The sequence below is a fragment of the Streptococcus oralis genome, assembly GCF_003943825.1.
GTDB lineage: Bacteria > Bacillota > Bacilli > Lactobacillales > Streptococcaceae > Streptococcus > Streptococcus oralis_CD.
The window spans coordinates 14,900-35,811 of the sequence record NZ_RJNJ01000005.1 but is presented as its reverse complement, the minus strand read 5'-3'; the positions used below and the strand labels follow the sequence as shown (position 1 = coordinate 35,811).

Here is a 20,912-nt window from a genome sequence, read left to right as displayed (position 1 = left end):
TGCTATAATACTAGCTAGGAAAGAAAGTCTTATGGCGTTCTTCAGCGAGCTTGGGGTAGTGGGAGCCAAGTAGGACAAGGTAAGAAACTGGCGCTTTCTGTCGTATTTTTAAAAACAATGAAGTAATAAATTAGGGTGGAACCGCGTTTCTGACGCCCCTAGGTTAAATCAACCTAGGATTGTCGGATGCGGTTCTTTTGTTTATTCAGCCTATGTGTGTAAAAGAAAGGAGAGTCGTGGATAACCTTTATCTTGTAAAAGATGATAGCCAACTAGTTGCATTTCGTGATTTTGTATTAAGAAATACTGAAAAGTTGGAGGCTTATCAATCTTTTTTAAAGAATGAACTTGCAGTCTACGATTTACCGCAAGCCATCATTTGGTCAGGTTTTAATGCTGCTACACAGATTATTAGGGAAATTCCTGTTCCTGCCTATACAAATAATAGACGAATGGTTATGACGCCTGATTTAACTGTTTGGAAAGAGCTGTATTTGTATCAGTTGATGGACTACGAGCGTTCTCAGCAAACTCAAGCAATAGAAAGTCACTATCATTCTTTATCTGAAAATTTCCTCTTACAGATTGTAGGACATGAGTTAGCTCATTGGTCGGAGCATTTTTCAGATGATTTTGATGGTTACGACTCTTACATCTGGTTTGAAGAAGGGATGGTTGAATATATTAGTCGCAAGTATTTCTTGACAGAAGAGGAATTTCAAGCGGAAAAAATTTGTAATCAATCTCTCGTAGAACTTTATCAGAAGAAGTATGGTTGGCATTCATTGAATGATTTTGGTTCCTCTACTTATGATAAGAACTATGCAAGTATTTTTTACGAATACTGGCGTAGTTTTTTGACAGTAGATAAGTTGGTAGAAAATCTAGGTAGTGTACAAGCGGTCTTCGATTCTTATCATCTATGGGCAAACACAGATAAAACTCTTCCCTTGTTAAATTGGTTTGTTCAGCAGAAATTAATTGAAAAAGAAATATAAAAACTAAAGGAGTAAACAATGTCTAAGAAATTAACATTTCAAGAAATTATTTTGACTTTGCAACAATTTTGGAATGACCAAGGTTGTATGCTCATGCAGGCTTATGATAATGAAAAAGGTGCAGGGACAATGAGTCCTTACACTTTCCTTCGTGCTATTGGGCCTGAGCCATGGAATGCAGCGTATGTAGAACCATCACGTCGTCCTGCTGACGGTCGTTACGGGGAAAATCCTAACCGTCTCTACCAACACCACCAATTCCAAGTGGTTATGAAGCCATCTCCATCAAATATCCAGGAACTTTACCTTGAGTCTTTGGAAAAATTGGGTATCAATCCTTTGGAGCACGATATTCGTTTCGTTGAAGATAACTGGGAAAATCCATCGACTGGTTCAGCTGGTCTCGGTTGGGAAGTTTGGCTTGATGGGATGGAAATCACTCAGTTCACTTATTTCCAACAAGTTGGTGGATTGGCAACTGGCCCTGTGACTGCGGAAGTTACCTATGGTTTGGAGCGTTTGGCTTCTTACATCCAAGAAGTGGACTCTGTCTATGATATCGAGTGGGCTGATGGTGTAAAATACGGAGAAATCTTTATCCAGCCTGAGTACGAGCACTCAAAATATTCATTTGAAATTTCAGACCAAGAAATGTTGCTGGAAAACTTTGATAAGTTCGAAAAAGAAGCTGGTCGTGCCTTGGAAGAGGGCTTAGTTCACCCTGCCTATGACTATGTTCTCAAATGTTCACACACCTTTAACCTGCTTGATGCTCGTGGTGCCGTATCCGTAACAGAACGTGCAGGCTATATCGCCCGTATCCGTAACTTAGCCCGTGTCGTAGCCAAAACCTTTGTCGCAGAACGCAAACGCCTAGGTTACCCACTTTTGGATGAAGCAACACGAGCTAAACTCCTAGCAGAAGGCGCAGAATAGTAAGTAATACTGTGCTCTAAAATCGTTAAAGGCAAGTCGAAGACTTGCTAAAGGGATATGCACCGCCGTACTGTTATGTGGGAATTTTTGAAACCTTGGGTTCAAAAATCAGTCAGCTAAATCCACTTTGATGAGACTGTTGGAAATCTTAGTTTATTTGGTATAAGATTTCCTTACAGACTCACAAAAGTTAGTTAGCGACGTCCCCAGTACCTAAGGTGCATATCAAAAAAGATTGAAGAAAATGTAAAGGAAAAAACATGACAAAAAACTTATTAGTAGAACTCGGTCTTGAAGAGTTACCAGCCTACGTAGTAACTCCAAGCGAAAAACAACTAGGTGAAAAAATGGCAGCCTTCCTCAAAGAAAATCGTCTTTCCTTTGAAGCCATTCAAACCTTCTCAACACCACGCCGTTTGGCTGTTCGTGTGACTGGTCTTGCAGACAAACAGTCTGATTTGACAGAAGATTTCAAGGGTCCAGCAAAGAAAATCGCCTTGGATAGTGATGGAAACTTCACCAAAGCAGCTCAAGGATTTGTCCGTGGAAAAGGCTTGACAGTTGAAGATATTGAATTCCGTGAAATCAAGGGTGAAGAATATGTCTATGTTACCAAGGAAGAAGTGGGGCAACCAGTTGAAGCCCTTGTTCCAGGTGTAGTAGACGTCTTGAAGTCACTGACTTTCCCTGTCAGCATGCACTGGGCTAACAATACTTTTGAATATATCCGCCCCGTACACACTTTAACTGTTCTTTTAGATGAAGAAGAGTTTGATTTGGATTTCCTTGATATCAAGGGCGGTCGTGTGAGTCGTGGCCATCGTTTCTTGGGACAAGAAACTAATATTCAGTCAGCATTGAGCTACGAAGAAGACCTTCGAGAACAGTTTGTAATCGCAGATCCACGTGAACGTGAGCAAATGATTGTTGACCAAATCAAGGTAATTGAAGCTGAACATGGGGTACGCATAGAAATTGATGCTGACTTACTGAACGAAGTCTTGAACTTGGTTGAATACCCAACTGCCTTTATGGGAAGTTTTGATGCAAAATACCTTGAAGTTCCAGAAGAAGTCTTGGTGACTTCGATGAAAGAACACCAACGTTACTTTGTTGTTCGTGATCAAGACGGTAAACTTCTACCAAACTTCATTTCAGTTCGTAACGGAAACGCAGAGCATTTGGAAAATGTCATCAAAGGAAATGAAAAAGTCTTGGTAGCCCGCTTGGAAGACGGAGAATTCTTCTGGCGTGAAGACCAAAAATTGGTCATTTCTGACCTTGTCGAAAAATTAAACAATGTCACCTTCCACGAAAAGATTGGTTCCCTTCGTGAACACATGATTCGTACAGGGCAGATTGCCATTCTCTTGGCAGAAAAAGCTGGTTTGTCAGTGGATGAAACAGTTGACCTAGCTCGTGCAGCAGCCATTTACAAGTTTGACTTGTTGACGGGTATGGTTGGTGAATTTGACGAACTCCAAGGAATTATGGGAGAGAAATATGCTCTTCTTGCTGGAGAAACTCCAGCAGTTGCGGCTGCTATTCGTGAACACTACATGCCTACATCAGCCGAAGGCGAACTTCCAGAGAGCAAGGTCGGAGCCATTCTAGCCATTGCTGACAAATTGGATACAATTTTGAGTTTCTTCTCAGTAGGTTTGATTCCATCAGGTTCAAATGACCCTTATGCCCTTCGTCGTGCGACGCAAGGTGTGGTTCGTATCTTGGATGCTTTTGGTTGGCACATTGCTATGGATGAGTTGATTGACAGCCTTTATACTTTGAAATTTGACAGCTTGACTTATGAAAATAAAGCAGAGGTTATGGACTTTATCAAGGCTCGTGTTGATAAGATGATGGGTTCTACTCCAAAAGATATCAAGGAAGCAGTTCTTGCAAGTTCAAACTTTGTTGTGGCAGATATGCTAGAAGTAGCAAGTGCTCTTGTCGAAGCAAGCAAGAAAGAAGATTTCAAATCTTCGGTTGAATCCCTCTCACGTGCTTTCAATTTGGCTGAGAAAGCCGAAGGATCTGATGCTGTTGATTCTGCTCTCTTTGAGAATGAAGAAGAGAAAGCCTTGGTAGAAGCCGTAGAATCACTCGTCTTGTCAGGAACTGCAAGTCAGCAATTAGAACAACTCTTTGCGCTTAGCCCAATTATTGATGCTTTCTTTGAAAATACCATGGTAATGGCTGAAGATCAGACTGTTCGACAAAATCGTTTGGCTATCTTGTCGCAACTAACCAAGAAAGCAGCTAAGCTCGCACGTTTTAACCAAATCAATACTAAATAAACTCAGTCAAACGGACTGTATCTTATCACAAAGGAGAAGAAATGGATCCTAAAAAAATTGATCGCATCAACGAGCTTGCCAAAAAGAAAAAAACAGAAGGCTTAACTTCTGCTGAAAAAGTGGAACAAGCTAAACTTCGTGAGGAGTACATCGAAGGCTATCGTCGCTCTGTTCGTCATCACATTGAAGGAATTAAAATGGTGGACGAGGAAGGAAATGACGTCACACCAGAAAAACTACGTCAGGTACAACGTGAAAAAGGTTTGCATGGGCGTAGTTTAGATGATCCCAACTCATAAAATGAAAGGGGTTTGTAGATGATTTACATTCCCCTTTTCTTTTGCAATAAAAAAGAAGGAGCTAAATGGCTCCTTTTGGTTTCTTAGTTGCTTGCGCCAGATGTAGCGTCTGCGTCACCACCGTGGCCTCCAGCATCACCTGAATCAGAAGCGCCAGAAGTAGCATCGGCGTCTCCATGACCTCCAGCTGCAGGAGCAAATGGTCCGCTACCACCTACCAAACGTTGACCAGTCTCTTTTAGGTACCAGTCAAGCCATGGTTGGAAGTTAAAGACGATTTCATTGATACCAGCGTATGATCCATCAGGATAGTACATTGCTTGGTAGTTGTGTGTGTTGATGACACCTGCAGGAGAACCTGGAACGATCGTACGGACGTATTCTTGGTTTCCGTTGCGAAGTGTTCCGATAACCCACTCTACGTTCTTCATACGTGCTGGTGGAAGAGAACCATGAACAGTCGACATACGGCTACCTGATTGAGGTGGTACACGTTTAGCAAACATGGTGTCTGGATCTTGGTGAGCGTTGTTGTAGTATAGGAATTGGTTGTTGTCGTCAGCGTATGTCAATTCAAACGGCATAGCTTTCAAAAACATATCAATTTGGTTAACTGTCAAGATACCGTGGTCCAATTTGACATAGGTATCACCAGAAACAGCTCCAGTGATTGCTGCAACTTTTTCTACCCATTCTGGATCGTCAGGATCAACTTCTGTAATGGTTGTAGCAATTGGTTTTCCACAATCCAAGTCTTCTGGTTCGATTGGTTTTGGTTTTTTCAATTTCGAAACGACTCCTACGTATTTTACAAAGTTATCTAAGCAAGTTTCAAGAAATTTAACAGTTCCTTCGTTGGTGATATTTCCGTTGTTATCAAAAGCTTCCTTAGCTTTACCAAGAAGGAATTCGTTACCTGGAAGTGTGTAGGCATTGACACCTGGAGCATCAAGGATTTTACGAAGGTGAACTTGGGCACGTGATGTTCCTTGGTCATAGTATGATGCACCCACAATCATAACAGGCTTGTTTTCAAATGGATGAACTTCGTATGAAAGCCATTCGAGTACAGATTTAAGTGAAGCTGAGATAGTGTGGTTGTGCTCAGGAGTAGCGATAATGACACCATCAGCACGTGTAATCTTGTTATACAAGAAACGCAATTGGAAGCTTTCGTCCCATTTTTCGTCTTGGTTAAACATTGGAACTTCGTCGATTTCAAGGACTTCTAATTCAAATTTGAATTTGAAATTGCGACGGATAAATTCCAAGAGTTTGCGGTTATATGATTGATCGTAGTTTGATCCAACAAGTCCAACAAATTTCATTCTTTCGGTCTCCTATCTTACAAATTTTCCCAGTCAAATTCTTCTGCATCTTTGCGAAGCAATTCTTGTGCATTGCGCAATTTCTCAGTAATCTTCACGAAGATACGGAAGTCATCAAAGATGGCATCCAATTTCTTGATGACGTCAAGATCAACCAAGTCACCACTTGGGTTAAATGCTTGAAGAGAGTGTGAGAGCAAGAATTCATCTGGTAGAACATTTGCCTTGATTTCAGGAGCGTTCAAGATTTGACGAAGTTGCAATTGGGCACGAGATGAACCAAGTGTACCGTAGGAAGCACCAGTGATCATGATTGGTTTGTTCAAAAGTGGGTAGATACCGTAAGATAGCCAAGCAAGAGCGCTCATCAAAACTGCAGGGATAGAGTGGTCGTACTCAGGAGTACCGATAATCACACCATCAGCCTCTTCAATTTTAGCTGCAATCTCAAGAATTTCAGCTGGAAGTTGCTTATCTGCTGGTTTGTTGAAAACAGGGATATCCTTGATTTCAACGAGTTCAATTTCAGCTTTATCAGCAAAGTGTTTTTGCATGTATTGGAGCAATTGGCGGTTTGTAGAACGTTTAGAGTTCGTTCCAACAATGGCAATAAGTTTTAGCATGAGATTTCCTTTCTCTTTTTACATAATACAATTTTGAAGGCCTGAAGAACATGCAAGGCGTCCCTCTTTGTCGATGAGGATGGCTTCAATACCATCTATACTTTCGACTTGCCAGAGGATAGAAGCGCTTCGTTCTCCGAAAAGGCGTGTTGTCCATATCTCACCATCAACGGATTTATCAGAGACAATCGTTAGGCTAGCGAGATCGGTTTCTACAGGAAATCCTGTCTCACTATCAAAGATATGGTGATAGTCTTTTCCATCTACTGTCAGGTGGCGTTCATAGATACCTGAAGTGACAACGGATTTGTTAGAAGCAGGGATAGTTAGGAGATGATTGCCACGAGGATTTCGCGGATCTTGAATCCCAATCTGCCAGGCATTCCCTTCTTTGGCTTGGTTATTCCCGATGGTGAGGATATTTCCTCCGAGATTAATCAATGCAGAGGTGACACCGTGTTCTTTCAAATACTGGGCAACCTTATCTGCACTATAGCCCTTAGCTAAACAACCTAAATCAAGCTTCATTCCTTTCTTCTCTAAAAAGACAGTAGAGCTAGTCGGATCCAACTTGATAAAATGTGGGTCAACTAGAGATAAGACAGCTTCGATTTCTTTAGAGTCTGGAAGCCGTGCATCTGCAAATCCGATTCGCCAGGTTTGAATCAAGGGACCAATACTGATATTGAGATGGCTAGATGGTGCTAGACTATGCTCCAGTCCAAGAGCAATCAGTTCAAATAGGTCAGAATGAACCCTAACAGGTGCAATTCCAGCCTGGTAGTTGATTTCCATCAGTTCGGATTCTTGACTGTTGGCGTTAAAGCGGTATTCGAGCTCCTTGAGCAAATCAAAGGCTCCTTGAAGTAGGCAATCAGCCTGTTCATCTACTAATGAAATCGTGATCGTTGTTCCCATTAGCCGTTCCGAACGTGAGTGAAGAGGCAAGCTACCAGCTCCTTTCTCTTTATAGGAAATCATTCAATATAAGGTCGTTAAAGAAAAATTAAACCCCTTACATTTTCTTTCCATGTATCTAGCATATCATAAAGTCAGCGTTTTCACAAATGAATTTTGACAAAAAGTCAAGAAATATGCTCAAAATTAATATGAAAACGATAGAAAAATTAGATTCATCAATGTTAAGTGTATTTTTTTCTGAAAAAAAGAGAATTCTGAGCAAATATCTTGTAAACGCTAACAGTAAATGATATACTAGGAAGGTAAATCAAAAATTAAAGGTAGGAATTTTTCTATGAGTAAAATCGTTGTAGTTGGTGCTAACCACGCTGGTACAGCTTGTATTAATACGATGTTGGACAACTTCGGACATGAGAACGAAATCGTAGTATTTGACCAAAACTCAAATATTTCATTCCTTGGTTGTGGAATGGCGCTTTGGATCGGGGAACAAATTGATGGCCCAGAAGGTCTCTTCTACTCTGATAAAGAAAAATTGGAAGCAAAAGGTGCTAAAGTTTACATGAACTCACCAGTTCTTTCAATTGACTACGATAACAAAGTTGTGACTGCAGAAGTTGAAGGAAAAGAGCACAAAGAGTCTTATGATAAATTGATCTTTGCAACTGGTTCAACTCCAATCTTGCCTCCAATCGAAGGTGTTGAAATCGTTAAGGGCAACCGCGAATTCAAAGCGACTCTTGAAAATGTACAATTTGTTAAATTGTACCAAAACGCTGAAGAAGTTATTGAAAAACTTGAAGACAAGAGCAAACACCTTGAGCGTATTGCCGTTGTTGGTGGTGGTTACATCGGTGTAGAACTTGCCGAAGCTTTCGAGCGTCTTGGAAAAGAAGTAGTGCTTGTCGATATCGTAGACACTGTCTTGAACGGCTACTATGACAAAGACTTCACTCAAATGATGGCGAAGAACTTGGAAGACCACAACATCCGCTTGGCTCTTGGTCAAACAGTTAAAGCCATCCAAGGTGATGGAAAAGTTGAACGCTTGGTAACAGACAAAGAAACATTTGATGTGGATATGGTGGTTCTTGCTGTTGGCTTCCGTCCAAACACAGCTCTTGCTGACGGTAAGATTGAACTCTTCCGCAACGGTGCCTTCCTCGTAGATAAGAAACAAGAAACATCTATCCCAGGTGTATACGCTGTTGGTGACTGTGCAACTGTTTATGACAATGCACGTAAAGACACTAGTTACATCGCGCTTGCTTCAAACGCTGTACGTACTGGTATCGTTGGTGCTTACAATGCTTGTGGACATGAATTGGAAGGAATTGGAGTTCAAGGATCAAACGGTATCTCTATCTACGGTCTTCATATGGTTTCGACTGGTTTGACTCTTGAAAAAGCCAAAGCAGCAGGCTATAATGCAACTGAAACAGGCTTTAACGATCTTCAAAAACCTGAATTTATCAAACATGACAACCACGAAGTTGCCATCAAGATTGTCTTTGACAAAGACAGCCGCGAAATCCTTGGTGCACAAATGGTTTCACATGATGCTGCTATCAGTATGGGAATCCACATGTTCTCACTTGCTATCCAAGAGCATGTAACCATTGATAAATTGGCTTTGACAGACCTATTCTTCTTGCCACATTTCAACAAACCATACAACTACATTACAATGGCTGCACTTACAGCTGAAAAATAAAAATTGACGAGCTATCTGGCCTTAGGTTAAGGTCAGATAGTTTTTTAGTTATACTCTTCGAAAATCTCTTCAAACCACGTCAGCTTCGCCTTACCGTATATATGTTACTGACTTCGTCAGTTCTATCTACAACCTCAAAGCAGTGCTTTGAGCAACCTGCGGCTAGCTTCCTAGTTTGCTCTTTGATTTTCATTGAGTATCAATCTGTACCCATACAATTATCCTTTTTTTATCTTGTACTTCATTCTAATCTGGCTTAAAATGAAATGGTAGCTACCAATACAAATGATGAGGATTAAGAAATGACTGAAAATCGTTATGAACTAAATAAAAACTTGGCACAGATGCTCAAAGGTGGGGTTATCATGGACGTTCAGAACCCTGAACAGGCTCGTATCGCAGAGGCTGCTGGTGCGGCAGCTGTTATGGCCTTGGAGCGGATTCCAGCTGATATTCGTGCAGCTGGTGGAGTTTCCCGTATGAGTGATCCAAAGATGATTAAGGAAATCCAAGAAGCGGTCAGCATTCCAGTGATGGCCAAGGTTAGAATCGGGCATTTTGTTGAAGCTCAGATTTTAGAGGCTATTGAGATTGACTATATCGATGAGAGTGAAGTTCTTTCTCCAGCTGACGACCGTTTCCATGTGGATAAGAAGGAATTCCAAGTTCCTTTTGTCTGTGGAGCTAAGGATTTGGGTGAAGCCTTGCGTCGTATCGCTGAAGGAGCTTCTATGATTCGCACAAAAGGAGAACCGGGTACAGGAGACATTGTTCAAGCCGTTCGCCATATGCGTATGATGAATCAGGAAATTCGCCGTATTCAAAATCTCCGTGAGGATGAACTTTATGTGGCTGCCAAGGACTTGCAAGTCCCTGTTGAATTGGTCCAATACGTCCATGAACATGGAAAATTACCAGTTGTAAACTTCGCAGCTGGAGGTGTGGCAACGCCAGCAGATGCTGCGCTGATGATGCAATTGGGGGCAGAGGGCGTCTTTGTCGGTTCAGGTATTTTCAAGTCAGGCGATCCTGTTAAACGAGCAAGTGCTATTGTTAAAGCTGTAACCAATTATCAAAATCCTCAAATTCTAGCTCAAATCTCTGAAGATCTAGGGGAAGCCATGGTTGGAATTAATGAGAATGAAATCCAAATTCTCATGGCTGAGCGAGGAAAATAGATGAAAATCGGAATATTAGCCTTGCAAGGTGCCTTTGAAGAGCATGCAAAAGTGCTAGATAAACTAGGAGTCTCTAGTGTCCAAATCAGAAATTTAGATGATTTTCAGAAACATCAGAGTGACTTGTCCGGTTTGATTTTGCCTGGCGGTGAGTCTACAACCATGGGCAAGCTCTTGCGTGACCAGCAGATGCTGCTTCCCATCCGAGAAGCCATTCTATCTGGATTACCAGTCTTTGGGACCTGTGCGGGCTTGATTTTGCTGGCTAAGGAAATCACTTCTCAGGAAGAAAGTCATCTTGGAATCATGGATATAGTGGTTGAGCGCAACGCCTATGGGCGTCAACTAGGAAGCTTCTATACAGAGGCAGAATGTAAGGGAGTCGGTCAGATTCCCATGACTTTTATCCGTGGACCGATTATCAGTAGTCTTGGAGAGGGTGTAGAAATTCTAGCAACAGTTGATGATCAAATCGTTGCTGCGCAAGAAAAAAATATGCTGGTAACTTCTTTTCATCCAGAGTTAACAGATGATGTTGGCTTGCACCAGTATTTTATCAATATGTGTAAAGAAAAAAGTTGAGAAAAAATTCTCAACTTTTTTACATGTAATAAACAATGGCGATGTACTGAAGTGCAGATGCCGCTAGGATAAAAAGATGCCAAATCATGTGGAAATAAGGTTTTTTCTTAGCGTAAAATCCAGCTCCAACTGTATAACAGAGTCCGCCAGTTACCATGAGACTCCAGAAAATTGGCGTTGTTTGACTGATAATGGCAGGAATGATAGCTAGAACCAACCAGCCCATGATCAGGTAAAGGGCAAGGCTGAATTTCTCATTGACCTTTTTAGCAAAGATTTTATAGAGGATGCCAAAGATGGTCGTTCCCCACTGAATGGCAATGATTAGATAGCCAAACCAATTATTCATCAAAGTCAATACGACCGGCGTATAAGAGCCTGCGATAGCCACATAAATCATAGAATGGTCGATGATTCGCAAGACGTATTTGTGGGTCGAACCATAGGCCATAGAGTGGTAAATAGTTGACGAGAGGAACATGAGAAAGAGACTGATAACAAAGATAGAAACGCCAAAAGATGATAAAAATCCGTGTGCTTCATAACTATAGGTGGATGAAATGGGGAGTAGGATGAGCATGATAACGGCACCCACAGCATGGGTCACGCTATTAGCAATTTCCTCTCCAAAACTGAGTTTTTTACTGAGTTTTAGACTGGTATTCATTGGATTTCCTCCTCTTCTTTGATAAGGATTAAGTCTAGAGTTTGATGATAGAGTTTAACCGTTTGACAGCTAGTTTGGATAATAGGATTTTCTGGATCAATCCCATGGTTCATGTAGTCCACAAAAGCGTCGTAGAGCTGGTCTGAGCTTGCTTGAGTTTGCAGAGTATTGAGAGTCTGAGCGATTTCTTGGATCGAAAAGACAGACTTGAGAGTAGTAATAGCAATCAAACGTGCAATCTGTTTGCGTTGGTATTTTTTCTTATCCGGCTTTGTCAGGTAACCATGTTTGACATAATTATTGACCATGGATGCTGTTAGTCCCTTGTCCTTATCTGGAGAGATAGGGGCACAGACTTGATTGACATAGATTAAAACCTGATCCAGATAGAGGTCAATGTTTGGAATGTCTTCCCATTTTGGGTAGGAAAAGTTAGAATTCATTTCCAACTCCTTTTTATCTAGTTTTAATAACTAGATTATAAAATAATAAAAAACAAAAGTCAAGTTTCAACTGCTTGTAGAAAGCTTTAAATTATGCTATGATGAGAGAAACTAGTTAGAAATGAGGGGAAAAGATGGAGATTCGTTTAGCTTTTCCAAACGAAGTAGATGCGATTATGCAGGTGATGGAGGATGCCAAAAAGTGCTTAGCCAAGTCTGGTAGCGACCAGTGGCAAAATGGCTATCCAAATGCCGACATCATTATTGATGATATCATCTCTGGTCAAGCTTATGTGGCCTTGGAAGAAGGAGAACTACTAGCCTATGCTGCTGTGACCAAGAGTCCAGAGAAAGCCTATGAAGCTATTTATAAAGGAAGTTGGCAGGGGGGAGAATCAGAATATCTGGTCTTTCACCGTATCGCTGTGGCAGCAGATGTCCAAGGACAAGGTGTTGCTCAGACTTTCCTAGAAGGCTTGATTGAAGGTTTTGATTACCTAGATTTTCGTTCAGATACGCATGCAGAAAACAAGGCCATGCAGCATATCTTTGAAAAGCTAGGTTTCCAACAGGTTGGTAAGGTTCTAGTTGATGGGGAACGTTTGGCCTATCAGAAATTAAAAAAATGAAGCAGAAAAAGTACGCAAAGATGCTCTACCCGTCGCCAATTGGAACCTTATCCTTAGTTGCTGACGAGCAATATCTGTATGGAATTTGGGTACAGGACCAAACTCATTTTGAGAGGGGACTAGTGGATGAAACGATAGAAGAAGTTGCTAGCCATTCTGTATTAGAGCAAGTTATTTCCTATTTAGATACCTATTTCGAAGGCAGTGTTCAGGACCTATCAGACTTACCTTTGGCTCCCATTGGAACGGATTTTGAAAAGCGGGTCTGGGCTTACTTACAGGCCATTCCTTATGGACAAACAGTAACTTACGGACAAATAGCGAAAGACTTGCAAGTGGCTTCTGCCCAAGCGATTGGCGGAGCAGTGGGGCGTAATCCTTGGTCCATCCTCGTTCCCTGTCACCGTGTGTTAGGATCAGGGAATCGCTTGACAGGCTATGCATCTGGAGTCGAAAAGAAAGCCTGGCTCTTGCAACATGAAGGTGCAGCATTTCAAGAAAATAAAAAATAGAAAGAAAAGAAGATGTTAGAATTTATCGAATACCCAAAATGTTCAACTTGTAAGAAAGCAAAAAATGAATTGGATCAACTTGGACTGGAATACCAAGATGTCCACATCGTAGAAGAAACACCAAGTGAAGACGTGATTTTGAACTGGTTGGAAACTTCCGGTTTTGAAGTGAAACAATTTTTCAATACCAGCGGAATCAAATACCGCGAACTAGGCCTAAAAGATAAGGTGGGAAGTTTGTCAAAACAAGAAGCAGCCAAGCTTCTAGCGAGTGATGGCATGTTATTGAAACGTCCAATTTTGGTGGAGAATGGTGCTGTTAAACAAATCGGCTATAGAAAACCCTATGAGAACTTAGGTTTGAGATAGTTTTTATTTATCTCCTTGATAGGTAAAATATATAGCCTCCCTGTTTTAAAGTGTGATAAACTAGAAGATAGACAAAGTCTGAGTAGCCCGTAGCAAATAATTTGCTTGCGAGCAGAAGTATGATAGAATGAATCATTATCAGGAGAGGATGTTTTTATGACTGTTACAACATTTTTAGCATCAGATTGGTACCAAAGTTTGATGCAACTCATTCCGGATGGTAAGCTCTTTAGTTTGCGTTCGGTCTTTGATGGAATTCCAAGGATTGTCCAACAATTGCCTACAACCTTGATGTTGACGCTTGGAGGTGCACTCTTTGGTTTGCTACTTGCCCTGATTTTTGCCATTGTAAAGATCAATCGTGTTAAGATTCTATATCCCTTGCAGGCCTTTTTCGTCAGTTTCTTAAAAGGTACCCCAATCCTAGTTCAACTTATGTTGACCTACTACGGAATTCCTTTGGCACTGAAAGCTATCAACCAACAATGGGGAACTGGTCTCAATATCAATGCGATTCCAGCAGCGCTTTTTGCGATTGTGGCCTTTGCTTTTAATGAGGCGGCTTATGCAAGTGAAACGATTCGTGCGGCAATCCTTTCTGTTAATCCAGGTGAAATTGAGGCGGCGCGTAGTTTGGGTATGACTCGTGCGCAAGTATACCGTCGCGTGATTATTCCAAATGCAGCGGTGGTAGCGACACCGACTTTGATTAATTCCCTTATCGGTTTGACCAAAGGAACTTCTCTAGCCTTTAGCGCAGGTGTTGTGGAGGTCTTTGCCCAAGCTCAGATTTTAGGTGGAGCTGATTATCGCTATTTTGAGCGCTTTATCTCTGTTGCCCTTGTTTATTGGGTGGTCAATATCGGAATTGAAAGCCTCGGCCGTTTCATCGAGAGAAAAATGGCTATCTCAGCGCCAGATACAGTGTCTACAGATGTGAAAGGAGACCTCCGTTAATGATTAAGATTTCGAATTTAAGCAAATCCTTTTCAGGACAGACAGTCTTGAATCATCTGAACTTGGATATCCAAAAAGGCGAGGTAGTGGCTTTGATTGGTTCATCTGGAGCTGGGAAATCAACCTTTCTTCGAAGTTTAAACTATCTTGAAACTCCAGATAGTGGAACGATTCAGATTGACAATTTTAAAGTTGATTTTTCTAAGATTAGCCAAGAAGAGATCCTAACCCTTCGTCGCAAGTTGTCTATGGTTTTCCAACAGTTTAATTTGTTTGAACGCCGAACAGCTCTTGACAATGTCAGGGAAGGTTTGGTTGTCGTTAAAAAATTATCGGACGAGGAAGCAACAAAAATCGCCAAGGAAGAGTTGGCTAAGGTTGGACTTTCTGACCGTGAAAACCATTACCCTCGCCACTTATCAGGTGGACAGAAGCAACGGGTTGCCCTCGCGCGTGCGCTTGCTATGAAACCAGATGTCTTGCTCTTGGACGAACCCACTTCAGCCCTCGACCCAGAGTTGGTCGGTGAGGTAGAAAAATCTATTGCAGATGCTGCCAAGTCAGGTCAGACCATGATTTTGGTCAGTCACGATATGTCTTTTGTAGCCCAAGTGGCAGACAAGGTTCTATTCCTAGATAAAGGGAAAATCATCGAGTCTGGCACACCGGATGAAATCATCAATCATCCGAAAGAAGAACGAACAAAAGAATTCTTCGCTAGTTACAAACGGACTTATATTTGATATAATAGAAAAAGGAAAACTCAGTTAGTTGGACTAGCTGAGTTTACTCTTTAAAAAAGATAGAAACGAGAGAGATCATGCTACTGCATCTATTTTCTTTGTATTTCGAGAGTTTGATCTTAACGACCATCCTTGTCGTGATTTTTCTGGGGATTTGGATTGGATTGAGAGCCATGTCTGGTGTGGACAAGACAGCCAAAGCTCGCCAAGCTCATCTCTATGATATGATTATGATTGGTGTTTTGGTCGTTCCGGTGTTATCCTTTGCCGTCATGAGTTTACTCTTGGTTTTCAAGGCATAATCCTTGCGTGACTAGCAAGAATGAGTTAGAATAAAGATAGTTACAACAAGAAAGAAGGAATTGAAATGTACGATACGATTATTGTCGGTGCTGGACCTGCGGGAATGACCGCTGCCTTATATGCTGCTCGTAGCAATCTGAAAGTGGCTTTGATTGAAGGTGGTCTGCCAGGCGGGCAAATGAATAACACATCTGATATTGAAAACTATCCAGGTTATGCCAATATCAGTGGACCTGAATTGGCTGAAAAGATGTTTGAACCACTTGAAAACCTTGGAGTGGAGCATCTTTATGGTTACGTTGAAAATATTGAAGACCAGGGTGACTTTAAGAAGGTAATCACTGATGATCAAGTTTATGAAACCCGTACTGTCATTGTGGCAACTGGGTCAAAACACCGTCTCTTAGGGGTTCCTGGAGAAGAAGAATTGAACAGTCGTGGTGTTTCTTACTGTGCGGTCTGTGATGGAGCTTTCTTCCGTGATCAAGACTTGCTCGTAGTTGGTGGTGGAGATTCAGCGGTAGAAGAAGCTCTCTTCTTGACTCGCTTTGCCAAGTCCGTCACTATTGTTCACCGTCGAGATGAACTTCGTGCCCAAAAGGTTCTGCAAGACCGTGCTTTTGCAAATGAGAAAGTCAACTTTATCTGGGATTCTGTTGTCAAGGAAATCAAAGGTGAAAACCGAGTAGAATCTGTCGTATTTGAAAATGTGAAAACAGGTCAAGTGACAGAACAAGCCTTCGGAGGTGTCTTCATCTATGTTGGTTTGGATCCCGTTAGCGATTTTGTTAAAGAATTGAATGTTCAAGACCAGGCAGGCTGGATCGTAACAGACAATCACATGAAAACTAGCGTTGATGGTATCTTTGCGGTTGGGGATGTTCGCCAAAAAGACCTTCGCCAAGTAACAACAGCAGTTGGAGATGGGGCTATCGCTGGTCAAGAAGCTTACAAATTTATTACAGAACATAGTTAAGAAAAAAGTTTCCAATCACTTGATTGGAAACTTTTTTATAGTCGGTTTCGGAAAACTTCGTACATGAGAATGGCTGCAGCAACACTGGCATTGAGACTTTGAACATGCCCATTCATGGGAATGGTTATCATTTCATCGACCTGTTTTTTGATATTGCTAGAGATGCCTTTTCCTTCATTTCCGATGATGAGGGCGATTTTCCCTTTTGTATTCCACTTGTGGCAAGGGGTACCGTTCATATCCGTTCCAAAGGTCCAGAAGCCTTCAGCCTTGAGTTTGTCTAGGGTTTGACTGAGGTTGGTCACTCGGGCAATCGGTACGTGCTCAATAGCACCTGTGGCCGTTTTGGCAACGACAGGAGTCACTCCGACAGCACGGTGCTTGGGAATGATGACACCTGAAACATTGGTCGCATCAGCTGTTCGCAAGATTGAACCCAGATTATGAGGGTCAGTTAGACCATCCAGAATCAATAGCAAAGGATTTTCTTCTTGACGTATTTTTGCAAGGATGTGATCCAGCTCGCTATAGGCAAATTCGGACACTCGTAGAACAAAACCTTGGTGGACAGCGCCTTCAGTCATCTCAGACAGGGATTTTTTTGAAGTCCAAGAAATGGATACCTTCTTTTCTGTAGCCAGTTCCTTGACCTTCTCAACATTCTTACCTCGAAGATCTTCTTGGAGGTAGAGTTTATTTCCAGTGTTTGCAAGGAGGGCTTCTGTAACGGCGTGGACGCCATAGACAATATCATTTGTTTTCATGCCTCTATTATAACACAAAACCCCGTCTTGCAACGGGATTTTCTTTATTCCAGAATCAGTAAACCATCTTTAACAGCAAATGGATCTTTCTCATTGATACGATCGTAAAACATGATTCCGTTTAGGTGATCAATTTCATGTTGGACAACGATAGAGTTGTATCCTTTGAGCTTGATACGGTGTTTTTCTCCATCTTTGTCAAAGTAGTCAACAGTAACGCGAGCATGGCGGACTACATAGCCAGGTACGTTTCGGTCAACAGATAGGCACCCTTCTCCTTCGCCAAGAGCAGCGTCCTGAACAGAGTGAGAGACAATTTTTGGATTGTACATAATAGCTTGCAAGTCGTAGGCTTCCTGTGGAGTTTCACCTTCTTCCACAATATTTGGGACCAAAACAGCGATAACACGTTTTGAAATATCGAGCTGGGGAGCGGCCAATCCAACTCCACCGCGGAGCCCCATTTTCTCAGCCATAACAGGATCTTGAGAATGTTTGAGGAATTGCATCATCTTTTCGCCAAGGATGATTTCCTGGTCAGACAGTGGGAAAGTGACTTCCTCAGCAACTGCGCGAAGAGTTGGATTCCCCTCGCGGATAATATCGTTCATATCAATTAAGTGAGCAGCTTTTGTAATACGTTCTATTGCAGACATTTTCTCTCCTTTCATTACCTCTACATGATAACACAAAATAGGCGAGAAAGAAAGTCGCAGAAGTTCCTAAAAAATAATATAATAAACGGTATTCCTCTTTTGTCTGTGGTATAATAAAAGAAAAGACTTGCACCAAAAGGCAAGGGGGAATAAAGATGGAAAAGCGACAAGATAGACGGTCTCAGGGCTCTCTTTATGGGGTGTGGAGAACTAGTGTGGATTTCTTTCGGAATTATAAATCCTGGACCAATGCCCAGTTTATTATTGTGTTATTGCTTGCAGTTGCCTTATCCATGGGGGGAAACTTATTAGTTCGAGCAGAACAAGGTAGTAAGGGAACGAGTCCTAGTAGTCAAACTCTTGATTCTGCAAGTACTTCCAGTCAATCCAAGGAAGATCAGTCTGGTGAAACAACGGCACGTATCATGGCAAATGGTGACCTTCTTTATCATATCCCTATCTACCGAACAGCTCTTAAAGAAGATGGGACCTATGATTTTCATGAAAATTTTGAGTATGTAAAACCCTGGCTCAAGCAAGCTGATTTAGTAATTGGTGACTTTGAAGGAACGGTGAACAAGGACCACTACTTGGCAGGTTATCCTCTTTTTAATGCTCCAGGAGAAGTCATGGATGCGATCAAGGATGCAGGCTACCAAGTTCTAGACTTGGCTCATAATCATATTTTGGATTCTCAAATTGAGGGAGTGGTTTCAACGGCTCAAGCTATTGAAAAGGCTGGAATGACACCCATCGGAGTCTACACGCATGAATCCCGAGACCAAGCACCTATAGTCATCAAGGAAGTCAATGGTATCAAGGTAGCTCTCCTGGCCTATTCCTACGGTTTTAATGGCATTGAGCAATATATCTCTCAAGAGGACTATAATCGCTATCTTTCTGACCTGAATGAAGATAAGATGAAGGCAGAAATCGAGCGTGCAGAGAAGGAGGCGGATATTACTGTCATCATGCCTCAGATGGGAATTGAGTATCAGCTAGAACCAACGGAAGAACAGAAAAAACTGTACCACAAGATGATTGACTGGGGAGCCGATATTATCTTTGGAGGGCATCCTCACGTCGTTGAACCTGCTGAAACAGTTGAAAAAGATGGTGACAAAAAACTGATTATCTATTCCATGGGAAATTTCCTCTCAAACCAGCGCATTGAAACCATGCAAGATGAGGAAAATGCCAAGTGGACGGAGCGCGGTGTTCTCATGGATGTGACCATTAAGAAAAAAGATGGCAAGACTAGGATTGAAACTGCCAAAGCGCATCCGACTTGGGTCAATCGAACACCCAAAGGGACTTACTCTCCAGAAGGCTATCCGCTCTTCCTCTATCAGACCTATATCCTAGAGGACTTCATCGAGGGAGGCAGTCACCGTGACAAGTTGGACGAGGCGACCAAGGAACGAATTGACACGGCCTATAAAGAAATGAATGAACATGTAGGGTTGAAGTGGTAGGCACTTGCCCTAAAGGAGACGAGATGACGATTAAATTGATTGCAACAGACATGGATGGAACCTTGCTAGACCCGAGGGGGCAGCTGGATCTGCCCCGCTTGGAAAAGCTTTTAGATCAGCTGGATCAAAGGGATATCCGTTTTGTCATTGCGACAGGGAATGAAGTTCACCGTATGAGGCAATTACTGGAGCACTTGGCGAGTAGAGTAGTTCTGGTAGTTGCCAATGGGGCGCGTATTTTTGAAAACAATAAACTGATTCAAGCGCAGATTTGGGATGATGCTACGGTTGACAAGGCTCTCCTTCATTTTAAAGGGAGAGAGTGCCGAGATCAGTTTGTTGTAACAGGTATGAAGGGTGGTTTTGTCAAGAAAGGGACTGTGTTTACAGACCTAGAAAAATTTATGACACCAGAGATGATTGAAAAATTCTATCAACGAATGAATTTTGTGGAAGACTTGCAAGCTGACCTCTTCGGTGGAGTGTTAAAGATGAGCATGGTTGTTGGTGAAGAACGTTCTAGTTCAGTTTTGCAGGAAATTAATGATTTATTTGATGGTCGTGTAAGAGCTGTTTCTAGCGGTTATGGCTGTATCGATATCCTGCAGGCTGGGGTTCACAAGGCTTGGGGATTGGAAGAATTACTCAAGCGCTGGGATTTGACATCAGAACAAATCATGGCTTTTGGTGATAGCGAAAACGATATAGAAATGTTAGAGCTGGCTGGAATTGCCTATGCGATGGAAAATGCGGCTGATGAGGTCAAGGCAGTTGCGACTGCCCTGGCACCAGCCAACAGCCAGGCGGGTGTGTATCAAGTTCTAGAGAATTGGTTAGAGAAAGAGGGATAGGGTGGCAGTACAGTTATTAGAGAATTGGCTTTTAAAGGAGCAGAAAAAAATTCAAACCAAGTATCGTGAATTGAATCAAGTATCTGTTCTAGAGCCAGATATCATCTTTATTGGTGATTCGATAGTGGAGTATTACCCTCTTCAAGAGTTGTTTGGGGTTGCCAAGACGATTGTTAATCGTGGCATACGAGGCTATCAGACGAGATTGTTATTAGAGAATTTGGATGCCCATATTTATGGTGATGCTGTCGATCAAATTGTTCTCCTAATAGGAACAAATGATATTGGAAAAGATATTCCCATGAATGAAGCCTTGGATAATCTTGAAGGTGTGATTCAATCGCTCAACCGAGATTATCCGCTGTCACAAATAAAGCTTGTTTCTATTCTGCCAGTCAATGAAGGAGAAGAATACAAGCAGACAGTATATATTCGTACCAATGAAAAGATCAGAGAATGGAATCAAGCCTATGAGGCTCTAGCATCCGCCTATATGCAGGTAGATTTTGTGCCGATTTATGATAGTTTGACAGATTCAGAAGGGCAACTTCAATCAACCTATACAACGGATGGCCTCCATCTAAGTGTAGCCGGTTATCAAGCATTATCAGATGCCTTGAAAACGTATCTGTTCTAAAGAATTGGCTTGATTTTGCATTTTTTTTGAAGATAGGTTATAATAGTTCTAACA

General features: G+C 41.8%; 24 protein-coding genes. 17 read left to right on the top strand and 7 right to left on the bottom strand.

Annotated elements, in window-relative coordinates; all coding sequences use genetic code 11:
- The first annotated feature begins 236 nt into the window (after positions 1-236).
- From D8863_RS05470 to D8863_RS05455, 4 genes are all read left to right on the top strand, one after another.
- Positions 237-998 (top strand): elongation factor Tu, encoded by a 762-nt coding sequence (locus D8863_RS05470; protein ID WP_061421194.1) that lies wholly within the window; start codon positions 237-239, stop codon positions 996-998.
- 18 nt (positions 999-1,016) lie between these two features.
- On the top strand, positions 1,017-1,934 hold the full coding sequence (glyQ, locus tag D8863_RS05465) for a glycine--tRNA ligase subunit alpha (RefSeq protein ID WP_125441323.1): 918 nt from the start codon (positions 1,017-1,019) through the stop codon (positions 1,932-1,934).
- Between the two features lie 260 nt (positions 1,935-2,194).
- On the top strand, positions 2,195-4,231 hold the full coding sequence (gene glyS / locus D8863_RS05460) for a glycine--tRNA ligase subunit beta (RefSeq protein WP_125441322.1): 2,037 nt from the start codon (positions 2,195-2,197) through the stop codon (positions 4,229-4,231).
- Positions 4,232-4,272: 41 nt separating this feature from the next.
- Positions 4,273-4,530, top strand: a complete 258-nt coding sequence (locus D8863_RS05455) for a DUF896 family protein (protein WP_125441321.1) — start codon at positions 4,273-4,275, stop codon at positions 4,528-4,530.
- An 83-nt stretch (positions 4,531-4,613) separates the two neighbouring features.
- On the opposite strand, the gene D8863_RS05450 is transcribed toward D8863_RS05455, so the two are convergent.
- From D8863_RS05450 to D8863_RS05440, 3 genes are read right to left on the bottom strand one after another with little or no spacing between them, the layout of a single operon-like run.
- On the bottom strand, positions 4,614-5,858 hold the full coding sequence (locus D8863_RS05450; protein WP_000673672.1) for an NAD(P)H-dependent oxidoreductase: 1,245 nt from the start codon (positions 5,856-5,858) through the stop codon (positions 4,614-4,616).
- 17 nt (positions 5,859-5,875) lie between these two features.
- On the bottom strand, positions 5,876-6,481 hold the full coding sequence (locus D8863_RS05445) for an NADPH-dependent FMN reductase (RefSeq protein WP_000915935.1): 606 nt from the start codon (positions 6,479-6,481) through the stop codon (positions 5,876-5,878).
- Positions 6,482-6,499: 18 nt separating this feature from the next.
- Positions 6,500-7,429 carry an FAD:protein FMN transferase gene (locus tag D8863_RS05440; RefSeq protein ID WP_125441409.1) on the bottom strand — a complete coding sequence of 310 codons (930 nt, stop codon included), beginning with the start codon at positions 7,427-7,429 and terminating at the stop codon, positions 6,500-6,502.
- Positions 7,430-7,736: 307 nt separating this feature from the next.
- On the opposite strand from D8863_RS05440, the gene nox reads away from it, so the two are divergent.
- The 3 genes from nox (at position 7,737) to pdxT (ending at position 10,876) form a co-directional block, all read left to right on the top strand.
- Complete coding sequence (gene nox / locus D8863_RS05435; protein ID WP_000036761.1) at positions 7,737-9,116, top strand: H2O-forming NADH oxidase; 1,380 nt, start codon at positions 7,737-7,739, stop codon at positions 9,114-9,116.
- A gap of 302 nt (positions 9,117-9,418) precedes the next feature.
- Positions 9,419-10,294 (top strand): pyridoxal 5'-phosphate synthase lyase subunit PdxS, encoded by an 876-nt coding sequence (gene pdxS, locus D8863_RS05430; RefSeq protein WP_000138520.1) that lies wholly within the window; start codon positions 9,419-9,421, stop codon positions 10,292-10,294.
- On the top strand, positions 10,295-10,876 hold the full coding sequence (pdxT, locus tag D8863_RS05425) for a pyridoxal 5'-phosphate synthase glutaminase subunit PdxT (protein ID WP_125441320.1): 582 nt from the start codon (positions 10,295-10,297) through the stop codon (positions 10,874-10,876). It begins immediately after the preceding gene.
- 19 nt (positions 10,877-10,895) lie between these two features.
- On the opposite strand, the gene trhA is transcribed toward pdxT, so the two are convergent.
- A complete protein-coding gene (trhA, locus tag D8863_RS05420; protein WP_001097972.1) occupies positions 10,896-11,543 on the bottom strand; it encodes a PAQR family membrane homeostasis protein TrhA in 648 nt (215 codons plus the stop codon).
- Positions 11,540-11,986, bottom strand: coding sequence for a DUF1836 domain-containing protein (locus D8863_RS05415; RefSeq protein ID WP_125441319.1), 447 nt, complete (start codon positions 11,984-11,986; stop codon positions 11,540-11,542). Before D8863_RS05415 ends, trhA begins: the two co-directional genes overlap by 4 nt.
- A gap of 134 nt (positions 11,987-12,120) precedes the next feature.
- On the opposite strand from D8863_RS05415, the gene D8863_RS05410 reads away from it, so the two are divergent.
- The 7 genes from D8863_RS05410 (at position 12,121) to trxB (ending at position 16,475) form a co-directional block, all read left to right on the top strand.
- Positions 12,121-12,615, top strand: coding sequence for a GNAT family N-acetyltransferase (locus tag D8863_RS05410; protein WP_125441318.1), 495 nt, complete (start codon positions 12,121-12,123; stop codon positions 12,613-12,615).
- Positions 12,612-13,127, top strand: a complete 516-nt coding sequence (locus D8863_RS05405; protein WP_125441317.1) for a methylated-DNA--[protein]-cysteine S-methyltransferase — start codon at positions 12,612-12,614, stop codon at positions 13,125-13,127. The genes D8863_RS05410 and D8863_RS05405 overlap by 4 nt, the downstream gene beginning before the upstream one ends.
- Before the next feature lie 12 nt (positions 13,128-13,139).
- Positions 13,140-13,496, top strand: a complete 357-nt coding sequence (locus tag D8863_RS05400; RefSeq protein WP_042902495.1) for an arsenate reductase family protein — start codon at positions 13,140-13,142, stop codon at positions 13,494-13,496.
- A 156-nt stretch (positions 13,497-13,652) separates the two neighbouring features.
- Positions 13,653-14,453: an amino acid ABC transporter permease gene (locus D8863_RS05395; RefSeq protein WP_000219166.1), complete on the top strand. Its 801-nt coding sequence runs from the start codon at positions 13,653-13,655 to the stop codon at positions 14,451-14,453.
- Positions 14,453-15,196, top strand: a complete 744-nt coding sequence (locus tag D8863_RS05390) for an amino acid ABC transporter ATP-binding protein (protein WP_000590995.1) — start codon at positions 14,453-14,455, stop codon at positions 15,194-15,196. The genes D8863_RS05395 and D8863_RS05390 overlap by 1 nt, the downstream gene beginning before the upstream one ends.
- A gap of 77 nt (positions 15,197-15,273) precedes the next feature.
- Positions 15,274-15,498 carry a DUF4059 family protein gene (locus D8863_RS05385; RefSeq protein WP_000924294.1) on the top strand — a complete coding sequence of 75 codons (225 nt, stop codon included), beginning with the start codon at positions 15,274-15,276 and terminating at the stop codon, positions 15,496-15,498.
- A gap of 65 nt (positions 15,499-15,563) precedes the next feature.
- Positions 15,564-16,475: a thioredoxin-disulfide reductase gene (gene trxB / locus D8863_RS05380; protein WP_125441316.1), complete on the top strand. Its 912-nt coding sequence runs from the start codon at positions 15,564-15,566 to the stop codon at positions 16,473-16,475.
- Between the two features lie 35 nt (positions 16,476-16,510).
- Here the strand turns inward: trxB and rlmB are convergent, their stop codons facing one another.
- Both rlmB and def read right to left on the bottom strand, forming a co-directional pair.
- Entirely contained in the window at positions 16,511-17,239 is a 729-nt protein-coding gene (gene rlmB / locus D8863_RS05375; protein ID WP_125441315.1) for a 23S rRNA (guanosine(2251)-2'-O)-methyltransferase RlmB, read from the bottom strand.
- Between the two features lie 44 nt (positions 17,240-17,283).
- The gene (gene def / locus D8863_RS05370) at positions 17,284-17,895 is read right to left on the bottom strand and encodes a peptide deformylase (protein WP_125388789.1); all 612 of its coding nucleotides are present in this window, start codon (positions 17,893-17,895) and stop codon (positions 17,284-17,286) included.
- A 155-nt stretch (positions 17,896-18,050) separates the two neighbouring features.
- On the opposite strand from def, the gene D8863_RS05365 reads away from it, so the two are divergent.
- From D8863_RS05365 to D8863_RS05355, 3 genes are read left to right on the top strand one after another with little or no spacing between them, the layout of a single operon-like run.
- Positions 18,051-19,370, top strand: coding sequence for a CapA family protein (locus tag D8863_RS05365; protein ID WP_125441314.1), 1,320 nt, complete (start codon positions 18,051-18,053; stop codon positions 19,368-19,370).
- 23 nt (positions 19,371-19,393) lie between these two features.
- Complete coding sequence (locus tag D8863_RS05360; protein ID WP_125441313.1) at positions 19,394-20,221, top strand: Cof-type HAD-IIB family hydrolase; 828 nt, start codon at positions 19,394-19,396, stop codon at positions 20,219-20,221.
- Position 20,222: 1 nt separating this feature from the next.
- Positions 20,223-20,858, top strand: coding sequence for an SGNH/GDSL hydrolase family protein (locus tag D8863_RS05355; protein ID WP_125441312.1), 636 nt, complete (start codon positions 20,223-20,225; stop codon positions 20,856-20,858).
- The last annotated feature ends 54 nt before the right edge of the window (positions 20,859-20,912 follow it).

Coding starts and splice junctions, on each gene's coding strand:
- glyQ (WP_125441323.1), top strand. CDS start 1,017: ATGTCTAAGAAATTAACATTTCAAGAAATTATTTTGACTTTGCAACAA.
- glyS (WP_125441322.1), top strand. CDS start 2,195: ATGACAAAAAACTTATTAGTAGAACTCGGTCTTGAAGAGTTACCAGCC.
- D8863_RS05455 (WP_125441321.1), top strand. CDS start 4,273: ATGGATCCTAAAAAAATTGATCGCATCAACGAGCTTGCCAAAAAGAAA.
- D8863_RS05450 (WP_000673672.1), bottom strand. CDS start 5,858: ATGAAATTTGTTGGACTTGTTGGATCAAACTACGATCAATCATATAAC.
- D8863_RS05445 (WP_000915935.1), bottom strand. CDS start 6,481: ATGCTAAAACTTATTGCCATTGTTGGAACGAACTCTAAACGTTCTACA.
- nox (WP_000036761.1), top strand. CDS start 7,737: ATGAGTAAAATCGTTGTAGTTGGTGCTAACCACGCTGGTACAGCTTGT.
- pdxS (WP_000138520.1), top strand. CDS start 9,419: ATGACTGAAAATCGTTATGAACTAAATAAAAACTTGGCACAGATGCTC.
- pdxT (WP_125441320.1), top strand. CDS start 10,295: ATGAAAATCGGAATATTAGCCTTGCAAGGTGCCTTTGAAGAGCATGCA.
- trhA (WP_001097972.1), bottom strand. CDS start 11,543: ATGAATACCAGTCTAAAACTCAGTAAAAAACTCAGTTTTGGAGAGGAA.
- D8863_RS05415 (WP_125441319.1), bottom strand. CDS start 11,986: ATGAATTCTAACTTTTCCTACCCAAAATGGGAAGACATTCCAAACATT.
- D8863_RS05410 (WP_125441318.1), top strand. CDS start 12,121: ATGGAGATTCGTTTAGCTTTTCCAAACGAAGTAGATGCGATTATGCAG.
- D8863_RS05405 (WP_125441317.1), top strand. CDS start 12,612: ATGAAGCAGAAAAAGTACGCAAAGATGCTCTACCCGTCGCCAATTGGA.
- D8863_RS05400 (WP_042902495.1), top strand. CDS start 13,140: ATGTTAGAATTTATCGAATACCCAAAATGTTCAACTTGTAAGAAAGCA.
- D8863_RS05395 (WP_000219166.1), top strand. CDS start 13,653: ATGACTGTTACAACATTTTTAGCATCAGATTGGTACCAAAGTTTGATG.
- D8863_RS05390 (WP_000590995.1), top strand. CDS start 14,453: ATGATTAAGATTTCGAATTTAAGCAAATCCTTTTCAGGACAGACAGTC.
- D8863_RS05385 (WP_000924294.1), top strand. CDS start 15,274: ATGCTACTGCATCTATTTTCTTTGTATTTCGAGAGTTTGATCTTAACG.
- trxB (WP_125441316.1), top strand. CDS start 15,564: ATGTACGATACGATTATTGTCGGTGCTGGACCTGCGGGAATGACCGCT.
- rlmB (WP_125441315.1), bottom strand. CDS start 17,239: ATGAAAACAAATGATATTGTCTATGGCGTCCACGCCGTTACAGAAGCC.
- def (WP_125388789.1), bottom strand. CDS start 17,895: ATGTCTGCAATAGAACGTATTACAAAAGCTGCTCACTTAATTGATATG.
- D8863_RS05365 (WP_125441314.1), top strand. CDS start 18,051: ATGGAAAAGCGACAAGATAGACGGTCTCAGGGCTCTCTTTATGGGGTG.
- D8863_RS05360 (WP_125441313.1), top strand. CDS start 19,394: ATGACGATTAAATTGATTGCAACAGACATGGATGGAACCTTGCTAGAC.